Annotated in this window: 25 protein-coding genes; 18 read left to right on the top strand and 7 right to left on the bottom strand. The window is 45.3% G+C overall.

Going from position 1 to position 21,942, the window contains the following annotated elements; genetic code table 11:
- Window positions 1–9: 9 nt before the first annotated feature.
- Window positions 10–147, bottom strand: coding sequence for a hypothetical protein (locus tag FC96_RS12815; RefSeq protein ID WP_156403128.1), 138 nt, complete (start codon window positions 145–147; stop codon window positions 10–12).
- Between the two features lie 111 nt (window positions 148–258).
- On the opposite strand from FC96_RS12815, the gene FC96_RS01925 reads away from it, so the two are divergent.
- On the top strand, window positions 259–744 hold the full coding sequence (locus FC96_RS01925) for a YopX family protein (protein ID WP_056941799.1): 486 nt from the start codon (window positions 259–261) through the stop codon (window positions 742–744).
- Here FC96_RS01925 and FC96_RS01920 read toward each other — a convergent pair.
- From FC96_RS01920 to FC96_RS01910, 3 genes are all read right to left on the bottom strand, one after another.
- On the bottom strand, window positions 730–1,095 hold the full coding sequence (locus tag FC96_RS01920) for a hypothetical protein (protein WP_056941798.1): 366 nt from the start codon (window positions 1,093–1,095) through the stop codon (window positions 730–732). The two genes, FC96_RS01925 and FC96_RS01920, sit on opposite strands and share 15 nt — an antisense overlap.
- A 72-nt stretch (window positions 1,096–1,167) precedes the next feature.
- A complete protein-coding gene (locus FC96_RS01915) occupies window positions 1,168–1,434 on the bottom strand; it encodes an HPr family phosphocarrier protein (RefSeq protein WP_054659630.1) in 267 nt (88 codons plus the stop codon).
- A 96-nt stretch (window positions 1,435–1,530) separates the two neighbouring features.
- Window positions 1,531–1,746 carry a hypothetical protein gene (locus tag FC96_RS01910; RefSeq protein WP_054659627.1) on the bottom strand — a complete coding sequence of 72 codons (216 nt, stop codon included), beginning with the start codon at window positions 1,744–1,746 and terminating at the stop codon, window positions 1,531–1,533.
- 262 nt (window positions 1,747–2,008) lie between these two features.
- On the opposite strand from FC96_RS01910, the gene FC96_RS01905 reads away from it, so the two are divergent.
- Complete coding sequence (locus tag FC96_RS01905) at window positions 2,009–3,175, top strand: hydroxymethylglutaryl-CoA synthase (protein WP_056941797.1); 1,167 nt, start codon at window positions 2,009–2,011, stop codon at window positions 3,173–3,175.
- Between the two features lie 59 nt (window positions 3,176–3,234).
- On the opposite strand, the gene lexA is transcribed toward FC96_RS01905, so the two are convergent.
- Window positions 3,235–3,864, bottom strand: coding sequence for a transcriptional repressor LexA (gene lexA, locus FC96_RS01900; RefSeq protein WP_056941796.1), 630 nt, complete (start codon window positions 3,862–3,864; stop codon window positions 3,235–3,237).
- A gap of 137 nt (window positions 3,865–4,001) precedes the next feature.
- Between lexA and FC96_RS01895 the strand changes: the two genes are divergently transcribed.
- Together FC96_RS01895 and FC96_RS01890 are read left to right on the top strand one after the other, a co-directional pair.
- Window positions 4,002–4,247 carry a DUF896 domain-containing protein gene (locus FC96_RS01895; RefSeq protein ID WP_056941795.1) on the top strand — a complete coding sequence of 82 codons (246 nt, stop codon included), beginning with the start codon at window positions 4,002–4,004 and terminating at the stop codon, window positions 4,245–4,247.
- An 88-nt stretch (window positions 4,248–4,335) separates the two neighbouring features.
- Window positions 4,336–4,560, top strand: coding sequence for a YneF family protein (locus FC96_RS01890; protein WP_054659625.1), 225 nt, complete (start codon window positions 4,336–4,338; stop codon window positions 4,558–4,560).
- A 27-nt stretch (window positions 4,561–4,587) separates the two neighbouring features.
- Here FC96_RS01890 and FC96_RS01885 read toward each other — a convergent pair whose 3' ends face one another.
- The gene (locus FC96_RS01885) at window positions 4,588–5,217 is read right to left on the bottom strand and encodes a lysophospholipid acyltransferase family protein (RefSeq protein ID WP_056941794.1); all 630 of its coding nucleotides are present in this window, start codon (window positions 5,215–5,217) and stop codon (window positions 4,588–4,590) included.
- A gap of 144 nt (window positions 5,218–5,361) precedes the next feature.
- On the opposite strand from FC96_RS01885, the gene FC96_RS01880 reads away from it, so the two are divergent.
- From FC96_RS01880 to FC96_RS01870, 3 genes are all read left to right on the top strand, one after another.
- Complete coding sequence (locus FC96_RS01880; protein ID WP_056941793.1) at window positions 5,362–6,135, top strand: tRNA1(Val) (adenine(37)-N6)-methyltransferase; 774 nt, start codon at window positions 5,362–5,364, stop codon at window positions 6,133–6,135.
- Window positions 6,104–6,400: a GIY-YIG nuclease family protein gene (locus tag FC96_RS01875; RefSeq protein WP_235804699.1), complete on the top strand. Its 297-nt coding sequence runs from the start codon at window positions 6,104–6,106 to the stop codon at window positions 6,398–6,400. The genes FC96_RS01880 and FC96_RS01875 overlap by 32 nt, the downstream gene beginning before the upstream one ends.
- A 106-nt stretch (window positions 6,401–6,506) precedes the next feature.
- A complete protein-coding gene (locus FC96_RS01870) occupies window positions 6,507–7,505 on the top strand; it encodes a D-2-hydroxyacid dehydrogenase (RefSeq protein WP_054659623.1) in 999 nt (332 codons plus the stop codon).
- A gap of 49 nt (window positions 7,506–7,554) precedes the next feature.
- Here the strand turns inward: FC96_RS01870 and FC96_RS01865 are convergent, their stop codons facing one another.
- On the bottom strand, window positions 7,555–8,259 hold the full coding sequence (locus FC96_RS01865) for an HAD family hydrolase (protein ID WP_056941792.1): 705 nt from the start codon (window positions 8,257–8,259) through the stop codon (window positions 7,555–7,557).
- Between the two features lie 239 nt (window positions 8,260–8,498).
- Here FC96_RS01865 and rpsB point away from each other — a divergent pair, with 239 nt between their 5' ends.
- The 11 genes from rpsB (at window position 8,499) to rimP (ending at window position 21,921) form a co-directional block, all read left to right on the top strand.
- On the top strand, window positions 8,499–9,290 hold the full coding sequence (rpsB, locus tag FC96_RS01860; protein WP_054659617.1) for a 30S ribosomal protein S2: 792 nt from the start codon (window positions 8,499–8,501) through the stop codon (window positions 9,288–9,290).
- A gap of 127 nt (window positions 9,291–9,417) precedes the next feature.
- Entirely contained in the window at window positions 9,418–10,305 is an 888-nt protein-coding gene (gene tsf, locus FC96_RS01855) for a translation elongation factor Ts (RefSeq protein WP_056941791.1), read from the top strand.
- Window positions 10,306–10,426: 121 nt separating this feature from the next.
- Window positions 10,427–11,149 carry a UMP kinase gene (pyrH, locus tag FC96_RS01850; protein WP_056941790.1) on the top strand — a complete coding sequence of 241 codons (723 nt, stop codon included), beginning with the start codon at window positions 10,427–10,429 and terminating at the stop codon, window positions 11,147–11,149.
- Between the two features lie 2 nt (window positions 11,150–11,151).
- Window positions 11,152–11,709, top strand: a complete 558-nt coding sequence (gene frr / locus FC96_RS01845; RefSeq protein WP_054659615.1) for a ribosome recycling factor — start codon at window positions 11,152–11,154, stop codon at window positions 11,707–11,709.
- Window positions 11,710–11,729: 20 nt separating this feature from the next.
- A complete protein-coding gene (locus FC96_RS01840) occupies window positions 11,730–12,149 on the top strand; it encodes a hypothetical protein (protein WP_054659613.1) in 420 nt (139 codons plus the stop codon).
- 108 nt (window positions 12,150–12,257) lie between these two features.
- Window positions 12,258–13,037, top strand: a complete 780-nt coding sequence (locus FC96_RS01835; protein WP_056941789.1) for an isoprenyl transferase — start codon at window positions 12,258–12,260, stop codon at window positions 13,035–13,037.
- Between the two features lie 34 nt (window positions 13,038–13,071).
- Entirely contained in the window at window positions 13,072–13,860 is a 789-nt protein-coding gene (locus FC96_RS01830) for a phosphatidate cytidylyltransferase (RefSeq protein ID WP_056941788.1), read from the top strand.
- Between the two features lie 24 nt (window positions 13,861–13,884).
- On the top strand, window positions 13,885–15,159 hold the full coding sequence (gene rseP, locus FC96_RS01825) for an RIP metalloprotease RseP (protein ID WP_054659611.1): 1,275 nt from the start codon (window positions 13,885–13,887) through the stop codon (window positions 15,157–15,159).
- Between the two features lie 29 nt (window positions 15,160–15,188).
- Window positions 15,189–16,919: a proline--tRNA ligase gene (locus FC96_RS01820; RefSeq protein ID WP_056941787.1), complete on the top strand. Its 1,731-nt coding sequence runs from the start codon at window positions 15,189–15,191 to the stop codon at window positions 16,917–16,919.
- 77 nt (window positions 16,920–16,996) lie between these two features.
- A complete protein-coding gene (locus FC96_RS01815) occupies window positions 16,997–21,319 on the top strand; it encodes a PolC-type DNA polymerase III (protein WP_056941786.1) in 4,323 nt (1,440 codons plus the stop codon).
- A gap of 128 nt (window positions 21,320–21,447) precedes the next feature.
- Window positions 21,448–21,921, top strand: coding sequence for a ribosome maturation factor RimP (gene rimP / locus FC96_RS01810; protein WP_056941785.1), 474 nt, complete (start codon window positions 21,448–21,450; stop codon window positions 21,919–21,921).
- Window positions 21,922–21,942 lie beyond the last annotated feature (21 nt).

Raw genomic sequence — 21,942 nt, 5'->3', positions numbered from 1 at the left:
AGATTCCAGTTAGCGGTTTTTACGGGCTTCAGAGAGATCCGATAAGGCTTTAAGAACGGCTTGCTGATCCGCGTACGGTTGCTGAATAAAACCATCGATAAACTGGCTGTATAAAGAATCAAAGTCGCTGTTGGTCGAGTCTGACATAGAAATCACTCCCTTAAAATGAGAATAGTGCGTGACAAGTTTAGCCTTTATTTGCTATTGTAGGAACAGTGATTATTGTAGGCCTTTGGGTCATACGAAGGAGATTGAAATATGAAGTTGAAATTTAAGGCTTGGGATCGTCAAGTTAATCGAATGTGCGACGTGACCCGGCTTGAGTTTGGCCATCAAGGTAACGTTGTGGGCATCGCCGTGGACAATTATGAAAAAGGCTATGGCTTATTTAAGAACGGAGAACTGGAATCTCGGTTTGAATTGCTTCAGTACACGGGCCTAAACGATATTGATGGAAAAGAAATCTATCAAGGTTACATCTTGGAACGCCGAAATGGGCAACGTTACATTGTTGATTTTGCTCGGTTAGACAACGGTACTGATGGCTACAGTACGGCCTTTTATTTACAACCGACAACCGGCTCACAAACACCTGTTACTTTTGAACATAGTGATCGCATCGTCGGTAATGTTTTTGACAACGTCGAGCTTGTCGGGACTGACAAGCCACAGATCAAACTAATGTCACGGGTTAAGGAGCGCCTTGCAACCCACAGTGCGGCAAAGGACTCAACCAAGAAGTAAGTGGTGTTCAACCGTAATATCGACTTGGTTATCGGTGACCTTGCTGATGACCGCTAGGATTTCATCCTTGGAGGGGACTCCAAGGATTTTTTCGTCTTCGCTAGATGCGAAGTTAATGGTTTGAAGCTGGTATTTGGTGTTATCCATTGACTGAACAATTTGGCGGATGACCTGAATAGCGGCCTGACCGGTTTTGAAATAACTGAGCGGTGAGGCAAATCGTTGAAAGGCACTGTTCCCAAATTGAGTAATACTTTTTGCGGACTCAGGTTCATTCAAGATGACTTTATATTTAATTGAAACCGTTTCGGGGGTCACCCGATTGGTGAAATTTATTTTGTAACTATTCATGATGCCCTCCAACTCCATTAAACTGAATAACCGACTTACCAATGTCGCGGCAAGCCGGTTATTACATGGTCCTTAAACTTGTTCGACGAAGCCACCTTCAACTAGCGCAGCAACAACTTTATTTAAGTCGTCGTCACTACCATCGACACTGATGCCAATTTCTGCGCCCTCAGGGACGCCAAGACTCATAACGCCCAGACTGCTATTCGCAATCGTGGTGGTGTCTTGATAGTCTAGCATGATCTTCATCGCAAACTTGGAAAGTTCATTGGTCAATTGGTTAACAGTTTCGCCAGTTAAACCACCCTTAGCAATGACTTTAACGTTTGTCTTTTTCACATCAAACACCTCAACTTTATAATTTTGAGTACGGTACTTTGCTCTACATCAAATTTACCATAATTAACGACGACAAGCCAAATAATTTAACTGATTTCAGCGGTTAGTTAGCGGGTTAAAGGTACTATAGGCGACTAAAATACCGAGCCAAAAGGCGGCAATGAAGATGAGTGAGATACTCAGTGCAATCAGCAGCCCCTTTAAACCACGCTTAAATTGTCGAACTTCCGCGATTCGTGCTACAATAACTCCGATTATAATGAGTACAGCGCTAATGGGCACGCCGATAATGTTGGTTGTCCAGAAACTCATGAGTGACCTCCAATGATGCTTAATTACCAGTTATCATAGCATTTTGCCTTGAGATTGAAAAGGCGAGGTCTAGAACCATGTTATGACCTTTGGAGCGGTGACTTGAAATAATCGGTTGAATGAGCGAGTACTCGGATTTGGCACTGAGCACTGATGTGGCAGGGGTGTTGCTGATTAAGAGGGCCGAGCGCGATGCAAGTCCTAAGTTTTATAAAATTAAAATGACCAATAATTTTAACTTTTGAGGAACGAGGAAAAATAAATGACAGTTGGAATTGATAAGATCGCTTTTTTTGCACCAGATACGTATGTGGATTTGACAGACTTAGCCCAAGCTCGTGACGTTGATCCCAATAAGTATTTAATTGGAATTGGTCAATCTGAGCAAACGGTTGTGCCTGTGACCCAAGATGCCGTTACGATGGCGGCCAACGCGGCCAGCAAGCTGCTAACCGAGACGGATCGCCAAGCTCTGGGAATGGTGTTATTTGGAACAGAGAGTGGGGTGGACCATTCTAAGTCCGCCGCGGTTTATTTACGCTCGTTATTGGACCTACCAGCCTCAATCCGGACCGTTGAACTGAAGCACGCCTGTTACGGGGCAACGGCCGGTTTGATGATGGCAAAAGACTACGTGACGCTTCACCCGGAGAAAAAGGTGTTAGTTATTGGTTCAGACATCGCGCGATACGGTCTCAATACACCTGGTGAGGTCACTCAAGGCGGTGGTGCCGTGGCGATGCTGGTTAGCCAAAACGCCCGGATTTTAGCGCTAGAAGATGATTCGGTGGTCAAATCCGAAGACGCGATGGATTTTTGGCGGCCATTGTACCGGAAGGAAGCCCTCGTTGATGGTCATGCATCGGAAAACATCTATATTGATTTTTTTACAGCCGTATTTGATGATTACCAGAAATTAACTGGTCGGACTATTGAGGATTTCGATGCTTTGGCCTTTCACCTACCATTTACTAAGATGGGATTGAAAGCGTTGCGAGCCGTTTTACCTCAGGCAAATGACCTCAAACAGCAACGGCTACTTGAGGCCTTTGAAGCCAGTCGGGTTTACAATCGCCGCGTCGGGAATTTGTACACCGGTTCGCTTTATTTGAGCTTGATGTCATTGTTAGCCAATGGTGAGTTACCGGCGGGCTCTCGAATTGGATTATTTAGTTATGGTTCGGGGGCCGAGGGCGAATTTTTTGCTGGTCAGCTGATGCCGGATTTTGACCCGCAAGCGCTCCAAGCTGATTTTGCCCAATTCTTTGGCCAACGCCGGCGGGTTTCGGTGCCAGCCTATGAACGATTGTTTAATCAGTCGTTACCGGATCATGATGTCTTACTTGACACGAAAGCGGACTCGGCACGGTTTGTGTTACGCGGAATTACTCATGATCAACGCCAGTACCAAGACCGAACGAAAGCATAAAATAAGTGCCACTTAACCCTCCTAGATGGATTAAGTGGCACTTATTTGGTAAAAAGCTGCTATGAAACCTCTTCACGATAGAGGCCAACGACTTTACCTAGCACCGTGACCGAGTTTAAGATGATCGGATCCATGGTGTCGTTTTCTGGTTGGAGACGGTAGTAGTGATCCTCTTTGAAGAATCGCTTGCACGTCGCTTCGTCATCTTCAGTCATTGCAATCACAATCTCGCCATTTTCGGCGGAATTTTGGCGGTGGACGATGACTTGATCGCCGTCCAGGATGCCAATATTGATCATACTTTCGCCCCGAATTTTAAGCATGAAGATTTCGTCAACTTCATCTTCAAATTTGTGTGGCACCGGGAAGTAGTCGACTGCTTCTTGAACCGCTAAAATGGGCTGACCGGCTGTAACCGTTCCGAGAACGGGGATCTGAGTCGCCGTGTCTGAAATACCAAGCGTTTCGAGCCCGTTTTGCGTCACTTCCAAAGCGCGCGGTTTGGTTGGATCTTTGATGAGTAAACCACGCTTAGACAGTCGGGCAATGTGACCGTGGACCGTGGATGTTGAGCTTAGGCCAACGGCTTCCCCGATTTCACGAACGGTAGGTGGGTAGCCGTGCGCTTGTGTTTGATCGTAAATATATTGCAAGATCGCAATCTGTTTTGAATCAGAGGATTTTGTCATTGGTGCACCTCGTCATAGTCTTATTTTATAGCAATTTTAGCATAAAAATGGGGTGATTTCAAACAAGTGTTCGGTTTAATTCGTTGAGATTCAAAATAAAAGCTGTTAAACTGTGTTTGAATAAGGAGGTCAATCAGATGGCAGATACTGAAATGAAAGCATTAATTGAACGCATTAACGTTTTAGCAAAAAAAGCAAAAGAAGAGGGCCTTTCTGAAATTGAGGAATTAGAACGTAAGGATCTCCGACAAAAATACCTGAAGAAGTTCCGTGAGAGTTTTAAGAGCCAAATTGAAATGGTCCAAGTTTTTGATAAGGCGGGAAAAGAAGTGACACCCAAGAAGGTCCAAGATATCCAACGCAAGAAAGGATTGCGTGATTAATCTACGCAATTCTACCGGAATGGCTTTTCAATTGGTCAAATTTTGTGTAAACTTATTAGACAGATGTTAGTAAAAGGAGGCCTTCCGCTTGTCAACCGGTATTTGGATTTTGATCGTCGTCATCGCCCTGATCGTTGGTTTAGCTGGGGGATTTTTTGGTGCCCGTCGCTACATGGAACGGTATATCAAGGAAAACCCGCCGATCAGTGAAGATCAGTTACGAATGATGATGATGCAAATGGGGCAACGCCCATCGGAAAAGAAACTGCATCAAATGATGAACAGTATGAAACAACAAGCCAACAAAGACTAAAAAAGAAGGTGCTTAGCACCTTCTTTTTTATCGGGCCGTTTCCTTTGGATCTACGTAATGAAAGGATGGGTCGATTTCTTTATCGAGTTTTGCAAAGGCAGTTTGCAAGTCATTTTCGATTTTAGCCATAGCCGTTTCGTCTAACTTGCCTTTCGGCGCTACTTGAATTGGATCGCCGAACGAAACTGTTACGCGGTGTCTCGAAAAGAGCTGCTTAAAAGTCAATGGCCCTTGGTAGACAGTCGGTACGATGGGCACTTTAGCCATTCTGGCAATGACGGCTACCCCGCCTTTAAGCTCTTGAGAATGACGAGTTCCCGATGGAAACATGATTAATGAGAGATCCGTTTTCTTGAGATCATTGACAGGGCGCTTAATGACGGATGGTCCTGGATGCTGACGGTCAACCGGAAAAGCGTTGACGTGGTTTAGGATAAACCGGATAATTGGGTTTTTAAAAAGTTCAATTTTAGCCATGAAACTAAATTTTTTCGGACTAGCGGCTAACGCATAGTAGATGGGATCAAACCACGTTCGGTGAGGCCCCACCAGGATGTAATTTCCCGCGGGTAACCGGTCGCCGTGTTCGTAGTGGGCGTTGCCGTTGATCAGCCAGAGAAGACAGCGGACAACGACCCTCAAAAAGCCGTATAACATTTTAAACCCTCGCTTTATTTCAAATTTACAACACTAACGATTATAATCTGTTTTAGATCATTTGTCTTGGTGATAAATGACTGGTCTTGATTTTTTTATCAGTCACCCGTGAAAATGCCAAGCAGACAGAAAGGAAACTGGAAAATGACGCAAGACCTGTTGCGACAAAATGAACGAATTGATCAACTCTATAGTCAAAACATTTCTATTATTCAAAGTCCGGAAGTTTTTTCGTTTTCACTCGATGCGGTTCTGCTTGCGGATTTTGCAAAAGGCCCAGTTAAGCCGACTGGCCAGATGGTGGACCTTTGTGCAGGGAACGGGGCTGTCGGGTTGTTTATGGCGTCAAAAAGTAGGGGCCACATTTTGATGGTTGAACTGCAGGAACGGTTAGCGGACATGGCTCAACGGTCTGTTATTTTGAATCATTTAGACGACCGAATTGATGTGTTAAATCGTGATCTGGCAACGATTACTGATACCATTGCCAAGGATTCCGTCGACGTTGTCACTTGCAACCCGCCGTATTTTGCGGATTTACCAAGTAGTAAAAAGAATCCCAACCCGTACTTAGCCATCGCCCGACATGAAATGACGACCAATTTAACACAAATCGTGATGATGACGAGTGATTTGTTGAAAATGGGTGGTCGGGCGTACTTTGTTCATCGGCCTGACCGACTACTGGAATTAACCCGGGAGTTGGCCGAGCATCGTTTATCAGCAAAGCGGGTGAAATTTGTTTATCCCAAACCGGGGAAACCAGCTAATATGGTCTTAATCGAGGCTATTAAGGATGGAAAACAAACGGGCTTGACCGTGTTACCGCCATTAATGACGTATGGTTCAGACGGTCACTATAGCGACGAAGTTAGGAAGATGTTGTATGGCAATCATCATGCCGGACAAAACGATTGATGGTTATTATTTTTACGTGTTGTATTGTGCGGATAATACCTTGTACGGTGGATTTACCACAAACGTGTTGCGACGATTCAAAGTCCATCAGAGTGGTCACGGAGCGAAATACACCCAACAAAAACGGCGGCATCCCCTTAAACTCTTATATTGGGAGGGGTTTGAAACAAAGTCAGCGGCTCTAAAGGCAGAGTATGCTTTTAAACATCAGCCACGGCGAGCTAAATTGGCCTATTTAGAAGCCCATGGTGTTAAGTTGGGATAAGTAGGTGCTTACCCATTCACAATTTTGCATTTTATCCTGAAAACGCTTATCAAAGGCTTGTTTTCATGATAAACTTAAAGTAGTTTTGTGAATGGAGGACTTTATTGTGAAAATTATTGCATATGGTATCCGCGATGATGAACAGGCCTACTTAAAGCAGTGGTCTGACGATCAGGGTATCGAGGTTAAAGCGGTTTCTGAATTACTTGATGAATCGACAGTTGATCAAGCTAAGGGTTATGATGGTGCGGTTGTTTACCAACAAAAGCCATACACGGCTGCGGTTTTAGACAAGTTGGCCAGCTTTGGTATCAAGTCATTATCCCTTCGGAATGTCGGTGTCGACAACATTGATGCAGATGCTATCAAGCGTAATGATATCAAGGTTACCAATGTTCCTGCATACTCACCAAATGCGATTGCTGAACTGGCTGCAACTCAGTTGATGCGGTTATTGCGTCGGACGCCTGTTTTCGATAAGAAAATCGCAGCCGGAAACTTGCAATGGGCACCGGATATTGCTGATGAATTGGACCAAATGACGGTTGGGGTTATTGCTACCGGTCGGATTGGCCGTAAAGCAATTAACATTTACAAGGGATTTGGTGCAAAAGTCATTGCTTATGACATTTTCCACAATCCAGAATTGGAAAAAGAAGGGATGTACGTTGATACCTTGGACGAACTTTACGCCCAATCAGACGTTATCTCACTTCACTCTCCAGCGACAAAAGAAAACGAACACATGTTTAACGACGACGCCTTTGGCAAGATGAAGGACGGTGTTTGGATCGTCAACCCAGCCCGTGGTGCTTTGATTGATACCGATGCTTTGATTCGGGCTTTGGATTCTGGCAAAGTTGCCGGGGCAGCTTTGGACGTATACGAAGACGAAGTTGGTATCTTTAACACTGACTTTGGTAGCTTTGATGCGATTCCAGACGAACGTTTGAAGAACCTGTTGAAACGCGATAACGTCTTGGTTACGCCACACATTGCCTTCTACACGAAGACGGCGGTTAAGAACATGGTTCAATTTGCTTTGAACTCAAACAAGAACTTGATTGAAACTGGTACTGACGACGATATTGTGGCCTTTAACTAGTTTAACGGAATAATAAAAATGCTTCGTTTCTTAGGAAACGAAGCATTTTTTAATAGGCCGTAACGGTTAGTGCTTTGAGAAGGTCAGCAAGTTCAGTAGCTGACTCGACTGTTTGGTCCGGAATATAATTTGCGGAAGGCGTATCAAGATGGCGGTGATTAAACCAAAAAGCGTGCCATCCAGCCTGCTTGGCGCCAATCATATCCGTGTTGTAGTCGTCTCCGATATAGACGACCTCATTAGCTTGCAAATTCAATTTGCGGTTGAAATAGGTGAAAATTCGCGCGTCTGGCTTGGCCAAACCGACTTCATCTGAAATAATTAGATTGGCTCGTTTAAACCAACGATGAAGATCCAACTGAAGCGCTTTTTTTGACTGTTGTTCGGCCGACCCATTGGTAATGATTCCCAATTCATAGACGTCTTTTAAGGAACTCAGATAGCCTTCAATCTCACCAAAAAGAGAGATATTTTGAAGTTTAGTCTGATATAGTTCCCAAAAGTGGTCCCAGTTAGAACTCGAGATGATCGGTAACCCGTGACCGGTTAAAATTGGATTCAGTAACTTTCCAAGTGTGGGAAGTTGGTGGTCATCGGTTATTTGACTGGTTGTTAGTTGAAACGTGTCAAATAGTTCATCGAGCGTATCGGCCGGTGTAATGGGCTCATTGGTTACAGCTTGTAAGGCCTGAGCAAATGGTGTGCGCTGGTCATACAGGGTGTCATCCATGTCAAAGACAAGAGCTTTGATCATACCCTATCCCTCCTTAACGGTCTTGCGAAAGATAGTGTAACACAAATGTAATAATACGCAAGTTTTTTCAAATAAATCCGCTAAGGTGGTTGCATCTTCACCGAATTCTCGGTATAATATTTTTCGGCTGATTGCCACAATTCACACTTCGTTTGATAGCATGGGTGGTGCTCATATGAGTCCCCACGCTAGTTGAGAGCGAGGGAGGATAAAAAAACTAATTTTTTGGAGGCTATTTCATGGCTGTTATCACAATGAAACAATTACTTGAAGCTGGTGTCCACTTTGGTCACCAAACCCGTCGTTGGAACCCTAAGATGAAAGAATACATCTTTACGGAACGTAACGGCATTTACATCATCGACTTACAAAAGACGGTTAAGTTGATCGACGCTGCTTACAATTTCATGAAGGACGAAGCATCCCGTGGTGCCGTTGTTCTGTTTGTTGGAACTAAGAAGCAAGCTCAAGACTCAATTGCTGAAGAAGCAACGCGTGCTGGTCAATTTTACGTTAACCACCGTTGGTTAGGTGGAACTTTGACTAACTGGGACACCATCCAAACTCGGATCAAGCGTCTTAAAGATTTGAAGAAGATGGGCGAAGACGGTACTTTTGACCGGTTGCCTAAGAAAGAAGTTTCCCTGTTAAACAAGCAACGTGAAAAGTTGGAACGTTTCTTGGGTGGGATTGAAGACATGCCTAAGTTACCTGACGTTATGTTTGTTGTTGACCCTCGTAAGGAACAAATTGCGGTTAAGGAAGCTCAAAAGCTGAATATCCCGATTGTCGCCATGGTTGATACCAACACTGACCCAGATGACATCGATGTTATCATCCCATCTAACGATGATGCCATTCGTGCCGTTCGTTTGATTACCAGCAAGATGGCTGATGCTATCGTTGAAGGTCGTCAAGGCGAAGACGATGCTCAAGCAGAAGAAACAGCAACTGCAACTGCATCTGACGAAGACTTACAAAAGCTCGCTGACCAAGTGAAGGGTAATGGCGACGCTTCAGATGCTGAATAAGTCACAATTAATTAAGTTAATTTTATAATTTATCAGTGCTAGGCTGGTTGAAAAACGGGACTTGTTAGGCCTAGATTTTTCACCAGCCTTTTGTATGGTAAAACTGATTTTTAGAGGAGGCCAAATTATGGCAAGCATTACTGCAAAATTAGTTAAAGAACTTCGGGATAAGACTAGCGTGGGCATGATGGACGCTAAGAAAGCACTTGTTGCTGCAGAAGGTGACATGGAAAAGGCCGTTGATTACCTCCGCGAAAAGGGAATCGCAAAAGCTGAAAAGAAGAGCGGCAACGTTGCTGCCAATGGGTTGGCACAAGTCGCTGTTGATGGTAACAGTGCTGCAATTGCAGAAATTAACTCAGAGACCGATTTTGTTGCTACTAACGACACGTTCAAGACGTTGGTTAACAACATCACTGATTTGATTGCCGCTCAAAAGCCGGCAACGGTTGACGTTGCCTTGGAATTGAAAAATGCTGATGGTGAAAGCGTTCAAGACATGATCATTAAGCAAACTCAAGTCACTTCAGAAAACGTTTCGCTTCGGCGGTTCCAAGTTGTGGAAAAAACTGACAGCGACGTCTTTGGTCACTACTTGCACAACGGTGGTCAAATCGCTGCTCTCGTTGTTTTGGAAGGTGCCGATGAAGCAACCGCTAAAAATGTTGCCATGCACGTTGCAGCTGTTAACCCTGAATTTGTCTCTCGCAATGACATTCCAAAGGAACGTCTTGACCACGAACGCGATGTTTTGAAGAAGGAAGCCCTCAACGAAGGCAAGCCTGAAAATATCGTTGAAAAAATGGTCGAAGGTCGGTTGCACAAGTTCTTGGCTGAAATTAGTTTAGAAGACCAAGCTTTTGTTATGGACTCAGACCAAACGGTTGGCCAATATGTCGCTTCAAAGGGTGGCAAATTGAAGGCCTTTGTTCGTTACGAAGTTGGAGAAGGCATCGAAGTCGAACAAAAGGACTTGGCTGCTGAAATTAACGAACAAATTAACGGTAGTAAGTAATTAAATAATTAAAGATGTACAGTTTCTGTACATCTTTTTTTTAGGCCTTGAACGGGTTTCCGCTATCGAATTAGGCTTGAATATGATAAAATCGAACAAGAGCATAAATAGGAGGGTCATCATGTCGGACTTAAAATATAAGCGAGTCGTTTTGAAACTGAGTGGTGAAGCACTTGCCGGCGAGCAGGGTTTTGGGATTCATCCGCCGGTCATTAAAACGGTCGCTCAAGAGATCAAGGATGTGTATAACCTTGGCCTTCAAGTTGCCATTGTCGTTGGCGGTGGCAACATGTGGCGCGGCGAGTCTGGTGCCCAGATGGGAATGGAACGCGCCCAGGCAGATTACATTGGCATGTTAGCAACAATTATGAATGCCTTAGCCCTTCAAGATAACCTTGAGTCACTTGATGTCCCAACCCGGGTCCAAACATCAATTGAAATGAGGGCCATTGCGGAACCGTACATTCGACGCAAAGCGATTCGTCATCTGGAAAAGAAGCGGGTTGTTATTTTTGCTGGTGGGACTGGGAGTCCATACTTCTCAACGGATACAACCTCGGCTTTACGGGCAGCTGAAATTAACGCCGATGCCATTTTGATGGCCAAAAATGGCGTTGATGGTGTCTACTCAGCAGATCCAAATGTGGATGCAACGGCGGTTAAATTTGACACGCTAACGCATATGGATATCATCAACAAAGGTTTACATGTTATGGATTCGACTGCTAGCACGTTGTCCATGGATAACGACATTCCACTAGTTGTCTTTAATTTAAACAAGCCTGGTAACATTAAGAAAGTCGTTCTTGGTGAAGATATTGGAACGACAGTTAGGGGGAAATAGGAATGGCAAACCCAATTATTGATCAAGCAAAAGATAAAATGAAAAAGGCCGAACAGGCATTGAGTCGGGAACTAGGCACCATTCGGGCCGGTCGGGCGAACGCCAGTCTGCTTAGTCGCGTCACGGTTGAATATTATGGGGCCGAAACGCCGCTAAACCAAGTGGCTTCGATCTCAATTCCGGAGCCCCGGGTTATTTTGGTGACACCGTTCGATAAGACGGCCCTAGAAAATATCGAAAAAGGCATTATGGAGTCAGACCTGGGCATTACGCCAGCCAATGACGGAAGCGCGATCCGACTTGTTGTGCCACAATTGACCGAGGAACGGCGTCAGGAACTTGCCAAACAGGTTCGCGGAGTCGCTGAACAGGGCAAGGTGGCCGTTCGTAATGTTCGGCGTGAAGCAATGGATGCTTTGAAAAAGGGTCACAAAAACGGTGACTTGACAGATGATGAATTGCATAATTTGGAAAAAGACGTCCAAAAGGCGACCGATGATGCAACTAAGTCGATTGACAAAATTACCGAAGACAAAGAAACCGAAATTATTTCTGGTTAACCCAGAGGAGGTCATACGATATGGCAGACGATAACACAAATAACGAAGAAGTCGAAATTACGCCAGGGACACCCGAATTTGAGAAAATGGTGTTCAAACTGAATAATGAAGTAAATGCTGAAAACTTGGGCATTTTGAACTATGGCGGCAACGAATTACAGGAAATTCAGCCTGGGGTATACTCACAACCAGCTTACGTGGATGATAACTTTAACTTATTTTTCGTCATTACTCAGTTAATTGAAGACGATTGGTTGATTGCTTTTTCAACGGCAACCATCGAAAACGGTTCGGACATTACCGATTTGAGCGAGCCGCTTCCAACTGGGAAGGGACTTAACATGTTAGGTGAAGTCAGTCCGGAAGATGCGAACAATTTATTACAGTACTTTAGCACATTAGCGGATGCTAAGCGTGGTGAATGGCGGTTACTTGAGTAGACTCATTTAAATTGTCTTAAAAAGCATCAAAAAAACAGGGTTGGCATGGTCGCCAACTCTGTTTTTTGGTATGATGAAGATTCGTAGAGCTTATTTGGAGGTGTCAGCGTGTTCTCATGGTTCAATAAAACAGATTCGGATAGTCCTAGCGATGCTGCCATCCAGCTTGACCCAACTAATATCCCGGGGCACGTTGCGATTATAATGGACGGTAATGGACGCTGGGCGCAAAAACGCCACTTACCACGTGTTGCCGGCCATAAACAGGGAATGAACACGGTCAAGACCATTACCATTGCTGCGAGTCGCTTAGGCATTAAAGTGTTGACGCTGTACGCGTTTTCGACCGAAAATTGGAAGCGTCCCAACGACGAAGTGAATTACCTGATGAAGTTACCAGTCGAGTTTTTTGACACGTTTGTGCCTGATTTAGTCAAAAATAACGTTCAGGTTCGGGTGATGGGCTACATTGATCAACTTCCAGAAAAGACCCGTGGCGCAGTGGAACGGGCAGTCGCTGATACAAAAGATTGTACGGGGATGGTGCTCAATTTTGCGCTGAACTATGGTAGCCGAGCAGAAATTACGACAGCCGTTCAGCAAATAAGTCAAGAGGTTGAAGACGGAACGTTAAAACCAGGTGACATTACGGAAGCCACTATCGGACAACACTTGATGACTAGTGGGCTGGGGGCGTATTCGGATCCTGATTTGCTCATCCGAACTTCTGGTGAAGAGCGCATTTCAAATTTCTTATTGTGGCAAATTGCCTACAGCGAGTTTGTCTTTTTAGGGCCCCATTGGCCAGAGTTTACGCCGGCCTTATTAACGGAGGCAGTTTATCAGTTTCAGCAGCGCAAACGCCGATTTGGTGGATTAAAAAAATAATCATTGTTAGAGTCGAGAAGGGGATTAATAGGTTATGAAGCAACGGGTTATTACGGCGGTAGTCGCCTTAATTATCTTTATTCCGATCATCATCATGGGTGGTATTTGGGTCGATATAGCGGCGGCCGTTCTTGGGTTGGTTGCGTTGAGTGAACTGCTAGTGATGCGTAAGAAGTTACTGGTCTCACCTGAGGCCATCATTTCTGGGATTGCCGTTTTGATGGTAATTTTGCCAGACAAGTGGCTAGGGTTCCTACCGCCACATTTACACCTGAACTTTTTAGTTTATGTCATGGTGATCCTGTTACTCATCTATTCAGTTGTTTCAAAGAATCGGTTTTCGTTTGATGATGCAGCGGTGTTGACCCTTGGAATTTTCTACATCGGGATGGGTTTTCACTACTTTATCGAGGCCCGAAAAGTTGGTTTTTTTGCCCTCCTTTTCGCGTTGTTAATTGTGTGGATTACAGACAGCGGTGCCTACATGATTGGTCGCAAGCTTGGTCGGCATAAACTTGCCCCGCACATTAGTCCTAATAAGACGTGGGAAGGTTCTATTGGTGGGACACTCGTTGCAACCGTGATCGTGGGCCTTTATGCTTACTTTTATCCGCAAGGCAACTATTCTTTGCTCACTACGATTTTGTTGATCGTCATCGTTTCGGTTATTGGGCAGTTTGGTGATCTCGTGGAATCCGCCCTTAAACGGTATTATGGCGTTAAAGATTCGGGTAAAATTTTACCGGGCCATGGTGGTATATTGGACCGGTTTGATAGCTTATTACTCGTGTTACCAGCACTGCATTTATTGAACTTCATCTAGACCCCTAACGGAAGGACGACGCTTGTGATTACGACCATTATTACATTTATTATTGTATTTGGAATCATCGTGTTTATTCATGAATTCGGCCATTTTTATTTTGCTAAGCGGGCGGGCATCCTCGTTCGGGAGTTTTCTATTGGCATGGGACCGAAGCTATTTAACTATCGGACTAAAGACACCACGTATACAATCCGGTTATTGCCACTCGGAGGTTATGTTCGAATGGCTGGTGGTGAAGACGACGAAGACGAACTAAAGCCAGGAACGCCAGTTAGTTTGTACGTTGGGGCAAATGATAAAGTGACCCGTATTAACACGAGTAAGAAATCAACGTTGTTTAACGGAATTCCGATGGAAGTCACGGCAACAGATTTGGAAAACGAGCTCTGGATCGAAGGGTACGAGAACGGTGATGAAGACACTGTTAAGCGGTACGCGGTTGATCACGATGCGACGGTGATTGAAAGCGATGGCACCGAGGTTCGAATTGCCCCTAAGGACGTCCAATTTCAGTCAGCCAGTCTGGGTCACCGACTGATGACTAATTTTGCAGGGCCGATGAACAACTTCATTTTGGCCATTATCGTCTATACGATATTTAGCTTTGTTGTGGGGGGCGTTGCCACTAATGACAACCGGGTGACGCCTACAGACTCGGGCGTCACAATTGCTCAAAAAGCCGGCCTTAAAACCGGTGATGCCGTTGTTTCAGTCAACGGCAAAAAGGTGAGCGACTGGGCCTCGCTTAGTGTTGCTATTCAGAGTCGGGCAGACAAGAAGACCCAGTTTGTTGTGAAGCGCGATGGTAAAACTAAGAAGCTTTCAATGACCCCTAAGGCCAACAAGGTTCAGGGGAAAACTGTTGGCGTTGTCGGAATTACACAATATCGTGATCACTCTTTGAAAGCGATGCTGTTGTCTGGATTCACCCAAACATGGCAAATGATGCTAACCCTACTAGGGGCGTTGTGGTCCATGGTATCTGGTCATTTCAGTCTCAACGATTTAGGTGGGCCAGTTGCTATTTTTGCGACAACTTCCGTTGCAACTTCAGAAGGCTTGGCAGGCGTTTTGAACTTCCTAGCTTTTCTCTCGTTAAATTTGGGAATTGTCAACTTACTACCTATTCCAGCGCTTGATGGTGGTAAAATACTTTTAAATGCTATTGAGGCCATTCGGCGAAAGCCGCTATCGGAAAACGTGGAAACCGCGATTACGTTAGTCGGTGTTGCCTTCCTTGTCATCTTAATGTTACTGGTGACTTGGAATGACATTGAGCGGTATTTTATTAGATAAAATGATTAATCAAAGGGGACAATAATCGAATGAAACAGTCAAAAATGTTAATTCCAACGTTAAAAGAGGTACCAAGTGACGCAGAGGCTTTGAGTCATAAAATGATGCTGCGGGCCGGTTATATCCGGCAAGTCACAGCCGGCATGTACGCCTATTTGCCACTCGCTTTTCGGGTGTTAACCAATATTGAAAAGGTCATCCGAGAGGAAATGGAAAAAATCGATGCAGTTGAAATGGTTGTCCCTTCTGTTTTACCTGCTTCATTGTGGAAAGATTCGGGCCGTTACGAAACCTACGGGCCAACGCTATTCAAGTTTAAAAACCGCCACGATACTGACTTTATTTTGGGACCAACGCACGAAGAGACCTTTACAACGTTGATTCGTGATTCCGTCAAATCGTATAAAAAATTACCGCTGGTGTTATACCAAATTCAAGCAAAGTATCGCGACGAGGAGCGCCCACGTTACGGTCTCTTACGTGGTCGGGAATTTATTATGAAGGATGCCTACTCGTTTACGGTTAATGAGGCTGATTTGGATACTGTTTACCGTCAAATGGAAGGGGCCTACCGGCGCGTTTTCGACCGGATTGGTCTTAACTACCGAACCATTATTGGTGATGGTGGGGCAATGGGCGGTAAAGATTCGAAGGAGTTTTCAGCGATCGCCGCAATTGGAGAAGATACGATTGCATACTCTGATACTTCAGATTATGCAGCCAATCTCGAAATGGCAACAAGTCAGTACGTTTCTAAAAAATCCCATGCCGCGTTGGGCGATTTGACCAAAGTGGCAACGGGCGACGCCAAAACGATTGATGCGGTAGCTGAAAAGTTGGAATTAGACGTCAATCAATTGGTCAAAACCATGTTGTATATTGCGGATGAAACGCCCGTTGTGGTGCTGTTACGAGGCAACGATGAACTAAACGAAGTTAAGTTGAAAAACTTGTTAAATGTCGATTTTTTGGCTCCTGCCACAAACGATGAAGCCGTTAACGTTCTTGGTGCTTCCTTTGGGTCACTTGGCCCGGTTGGTCTTGATGCTGAAATTCCGGTCTATGCGGACCGTTATGTCCAAGATATGGTTAACATTGCCGTTGGGGCTAACGAGGACGGCCAGCATTATATGAACGCCAATCTTGAACGCGATATTAGGGTGGATCAATTTGCAGATCTTCGGACGGTGACCGAGGGTGACATGGCTCCTGATGGTTCCGGACCGTTAAAGTTCACTCGGGGTATTGAAATTGGCCATATTTTCAAATTAGGAACGCGCTACTCAAAGGCCCTTGGCGCCGAAGTGTTAGATGAAAACGGCCGGAATGTCCCCGTCATTATGGGGTCTTACGGAATTGGTGTGAGTCGACTGTTGTCAGCGATTGCTGAGCAACAATCCGACGATAACGGCTTAGTATGGCCGCGAGCAATTGCGCCGTTTGACTTACATGTGATTCCGGTTAATACTAAAGATGACACGCAGATGAGTGTGGCAACCGAATTAGAAACCACGCTGTCTGCGGCTGGCTATAAGATTCTGCTGGATGACCGCAAGGAACGGGCTGGGGTCAAGTTTGCTGACTCCGACTTGATCGGGCTACCTGCTCGAATTACGGTCGGGAAGAAAGCCGCTGATGGGATTGTAGAAATTAAGATTAGAAAGACTGGCGAAACTGTTGAAGTGAAGACGGACGAAGTTGAGAGTACCGTTTCAATTTTACTGAATGCCAGCACTGATACAACTGAGTTAAACGAATAGTTAAGTTAGCGGAGGGTAGCCGTTTTGGCCCTCCGCTTTGACGTTAAACGTTTTAAGCACTTAAGGGGGTCGCCATTTTGGCGTTAGATCATCATCAATTATTTGAAAAATTGCTTGAACAGTTACAACTAACGGAACCGGATCAGTTGGCCGCGTTCCGGTCGGCAACGCTCGACAAGCTAACCGTTCACGAAAAATCCAAGCGGTGGCACTTTGACCTCTCCATGCCTGATGTTTTACCTTACGATATTTTTCTGACGTTTCATCATCAACTTGAGACGACCTTTAAAACGATTGCTCAGGTTGCGTTTTCGATTCGAACAACCCAACCACAACTTACCGACAGAGCGTTAGGAGACTACTGGGAATGGGTCGTTCAAAACAGTGGTTTGACTTCGCCTCTGGTTCAAGAACTGTGTCATAAGCAGGTCCCACATTTGGAAGACGGTCGTGTCATCTTTATGGCTGAAAACGAAGTCGTGAAAAACTTTCTGGTCAACCAGGCGCTTGGGCCAATTGAGCAGAAGTACCGCCAAATCGGATTTCCGGCGTTTTCAATTCACACCCTTGTTGATGAATCCGCTTCACAGCAAAAAATTGAAGAATTTAAGGCTAACAAAGCCAAAAATGATGCTGAGTTAGCTAAACGCGCCGTTGCAGCCATTAAGACGGCTAACGAAAAACGCGTCAAAAAAGGTCCCGCGGTTGGCAATGGACCGACTATTATTGGTCGCAAAATTAAAGACGATGATCCAATGCAACTTGTCGATATCCAGGATGAGGAAAAATCGGTCATCGTTCAAGGCTACGTTTTTGACAAAGAAGTCCGTGACTTACGATCCGGACGAAAACTTTTAATTTTAAAAATTACGGATTATTCTAGCTCCATTGTGGTTAAGAAATTTTCTCGAGACGATGGTGATGAGGCCCAGTTTGATGGTCTCAATGAAGGTGATTGGATTAAAGTTCGTGGTAGTGTCCAAGAGGACAACTTTATGCGGGATTTAGTACTTAACGCCTACGATATCAATCAAGTCAGCGTTGCCAGTCGACAGGATACCGCTCCTGAAGACGAAAAGCGGGTGGAACTACACTTACACACGACTATGAGCACGATGGATGCGACAAATCCGATTAGCGATTACGTGAAGCAGGCCAAAAAATGGGGTCATAAGGCGATTGCCATTACGGACCATGCGGGTGTGCAAGGATTTCCTGAAGCGTTTAATGCTGCCAATAAAAATGAAATCAAAATGATCTACGGGGTTGAGGCTAACCTTGTCGATGATGGTGAGCCTATTGGTTATAACAGTGATCACCGGCTGCTTGAGGGGGCGACCTACGTTATCTTTGACGTGGAAACGACTGGGTTGTCAGCGATTTATGATAAGGTGATTGAACTGTCGGCCGTCAAGATGCAAGGAAAAGAAGTCATCGACCAATTCGAAGAGTTCATTGACCCTGGCTTTCATTTGTCCGATCAGACAACAGACTTAACGAGTATTACGGACGACATGGTCCGTGGCTCTAAGAGCGAAGAAGAGGTCTTCAAACTATTTCGAGCGTTTTATGGCGATGCCATTATCGTGGGTCATAACGTGACGTTTGATATTGGGTTCATGAATGCTGGTTATGCCCGGCATGGCATGGGGCCGGTTGAAAATCCCATCATTGACACGTTGACACTAGCCCGGTTCTTGTATCCGACGCTTAAGAGTTACCGGCTAAATACGCTGGCAAAGAAGTTTAACGTCGCATTGGAGCACCATCACCGTGCGGTTTATGATGCAGAGTCTACGGGCCATTTAAACTATATCTTCTTAAAGGATGCCGAGGACCAGTATGGCATTAAATACCACGATGAATTAAACGACCACATGAGTGATAACGATGCGTATAAGCATGCTCGGCCGTCCCACGTCATTCTACTGGCGCAGACTCAGGCTGGCCTGAAGAACATGTTTAAGGTCGTCTCAGCGTCAAACGTGGATTACTTTTACCGGGTTCCGCGGGTTCCTAGGAGCCTCTTAGAGAAGTATCGCGATGGGTTACTGGTCGGTTCGGCTTGTGATTCAGGAGAGGTTTTTACAGCGATGATGCAAAAGGGGTACGAAGAGGCAAAGGCAAAAGCTAAGTTTTACGATTACCTTGAAATCCAACCCAAGCCGGTGTATCAACCCCTGATTGATTCCGGTCTGATTCAGAATCGGAGTAACCTGGAAGAAATTTTGAGAAACATGGTAAAGCTCGGTCAAGAACTTGAAAAACCGGTTGTCGCCACGGGAGACGTACATTATCTCAACGAGGAAGACGCCGTTTACCGTCACATTTTAATTCATTCGCAGGGGGGCGCTAATCCCCTTAACCGGCAAAAGCTGCCAGATGTTCATTTCAGGACAACCAACGAAATGTTGGATGATTTGGCGTTTCTGGGTGACGAGCAAGCGAAAGCGGTGGTGGTGACAAACACCAACAAAATTGCGGATATGATTGATGATATTCACCCATTGAAGGATAAGTTGTACACCCCCAAAATGGATGGGGCGGAAGACGAGATTCGGGAACGCACGATGAATACGGCGCATGACCTATACGGCTCAGAACTACCTGAGATTGTGCAACACCGGTTGGACCGGGAATTAAAGAGTATTATTGGTAACGGATTCTCAGTGATTTATTTGATTGCTCAACGGTTAGTGGCAAAGAGTACCAAAGATGGCTACTTAGTGGGTTCCCGGGGATCGGTTGGATCGTCGCTGGTGGCCACCATGACTGGGATTACCGAGATTAACCCGCTACCACCTCATTACCGTTGTCCCAATTGCCGCCACTCAGAGTTTTTTACAAAGGGTGAGTACAGCTCTGGTTTTGATTTGCCAGAAAAAAAGTGTCCAGAATGTGGCACGGTGATGGTTGGCGACGGCCATGATATTCCGTTCGAAACTTTCTTAGGTTTTACTGGAAACAAGGTGCCCGATATCGATTTGAACTTTTCTGGGGACTATCAAGCCATTGCCCATAACTATACAAAGGTGTTGTTTGGTGAGGGTAATGTGTATCGGGCCGGGACGATCGGAACTGTTGCGGACAAAACCGCATATGGTTACGTGAAGGCTTACGAGCGTGATACGGAACAAAACTTGCGGGGCGCTGAAATTGACCGACTGGCCAAGGGAGCGACCGGGGTTAAACGGACGACGGGGCAACATCCGGCGGGGATTATTGTTGTCCCTGACTACATGGACATTTTTGATTTTACGCCCATTCAATATCCTGCCGATGACCAAAGTGCTGCCTGGCAAACGACCCACTTCGATTTCCATTCCATTCATGACAACATTTTGAAAATTGATATTTTGGGCCATGATGATCCGACAATGATCCGGATGCTACAAGATTTAAGTGGGATTGACCCCTACACAATCCCGATGGATGATCCCGGCGTGATGTCTCTGTTTTCAGGGACCGAAGCGTTAGGAGTGACACCGGAGCAAATTCAGTCGAAAACCGGAACGTTGGGCGTACCAGAATTTGGAACTCGATTTGTTCGCGGGATGCTTGAAGAAACGCATCCTAAAAACTATTCGGACCTTCTTCAAATTTCGGGGCTTTCCCATGGGACTGACGTCTGGCTGGGTAATGCGGAGGAACTTATTAAAAACGGCACGGCAACCATTGCCAATGTGATTGGCTGTCGGGATAACATTATGACCGACTTGATTCACTGGGGAATGGATTCCGAAATTGCGTTCCAAATTATGGAACACGTCCGGAAAGGCCGGGGTATCCCTGATGAGTGGCAAGTTAAGATGAAAGAAGCTGAGGTTCCGGACTGGTACATTCAGTCCTGCCTTAAGATCAAGTACATGTTTCCGCGGGCCCATGCCGCTGCCTATGACTTGATGGCACTACGAGTGGCCTACTTTAAGGTTTACTTCCCACTGGTCTACTACTCAGCTTACTTTAGTGTTCGTGCTGAGGACTTTGATGTCGTTGCGATGTCACGTGGGAAGGAATCGGTTAAATCCCGGATGAAAGAAATTACCGATCAGGGGATGGACGCTAGTGCAAAGGAAAAGAACCTGCTGACCGTCTTGGAGCTAGCTAATGAAATGCTAGAACGGGGATTTGATTTCAAGATGATTGATCTTGAAAAATCAGATGCCAACCAATGGTTAATTGAAGGCAACACGCTCATTGCGCCGTTTAATGCGGCACCCGGCCTTGGGTTAAACGTGGCTAAGCAGATCGTGGCCGCCCGTGAGGACAAGCCGTTCCTATCGAAGGAAGATCTCGCTAAACGGGGAAAGGTTTCAAAAACCTTGATTGATTTCATGACAGAAAATGGCGTCTTGGAAGGTTTGCCTGACGAAAACCAATTGAGCTTGTTTGATATGTAAGCGCGATAAGCTTGGGTTTTTGCGTTTTATTCATTTATGTGGTATATTGTTTATTGTAAATACGTCGGAAAGGAGTGAGCAGTGATGCTCGCTCTTTTTATTGGCAAAATCCCACGGGAGGTAAAAGTTTGGATAACGTTGTCGACATTGTGACCCAACTTGTGACACCCATCATCGATGCCCATCAATTTGAGTTGGTAGACATTGAATTTGTGAATGAGGACAAGAGTTGGTATTTGCGGTTGTACATCGACAAGCCGGGTGGCATCACCATTGACGAGTGTGCACTGGTTAGCGATGAACTCAGTGAAAAGTTGGATGAGCTCGATCCTGATCCAATTCCTCAGGCCTATTTTTTGGAGGTTTCTTCCCCGGGTGCGGAGCGGCCGTTAAAAAACGAACGAGACTACAAGCGTGCGGTTGGACAATACGTTCACGTATCGCTTTACCAAAAGCTTAGCGGTGAGAAAGTATACGAAGGCACACTGACGGAATTATCTGACACGGAGTTAAACTTAAAAGTTAACCTGAAGGGTCGGTTTAAGACCTTCACGATTCCGCGCGATAACATTGCGAAAGCCCGTCTAGCCATCAAGTTTTAGTTCGAAACAAAGGAGATTACG

The sequence above is a fragment of the Secundilactobacillus kimchicus JCM 15530 genome, from assembly GCF_001433995.1.
In the GTDB taxonomy this organism is placed as follows: domain Bacteria; phylum Bacillota; class Bacilli; order Lactobacillales; family Lactobacillaceae; genus Secundilactobacillus; species Secundilactobacillus kimchicus.
The sequence above is the reverse complement of the archived record's forward strand: the minus strand, read 5'-3'. Positions and strand labels throughout refer to the sequence as shown.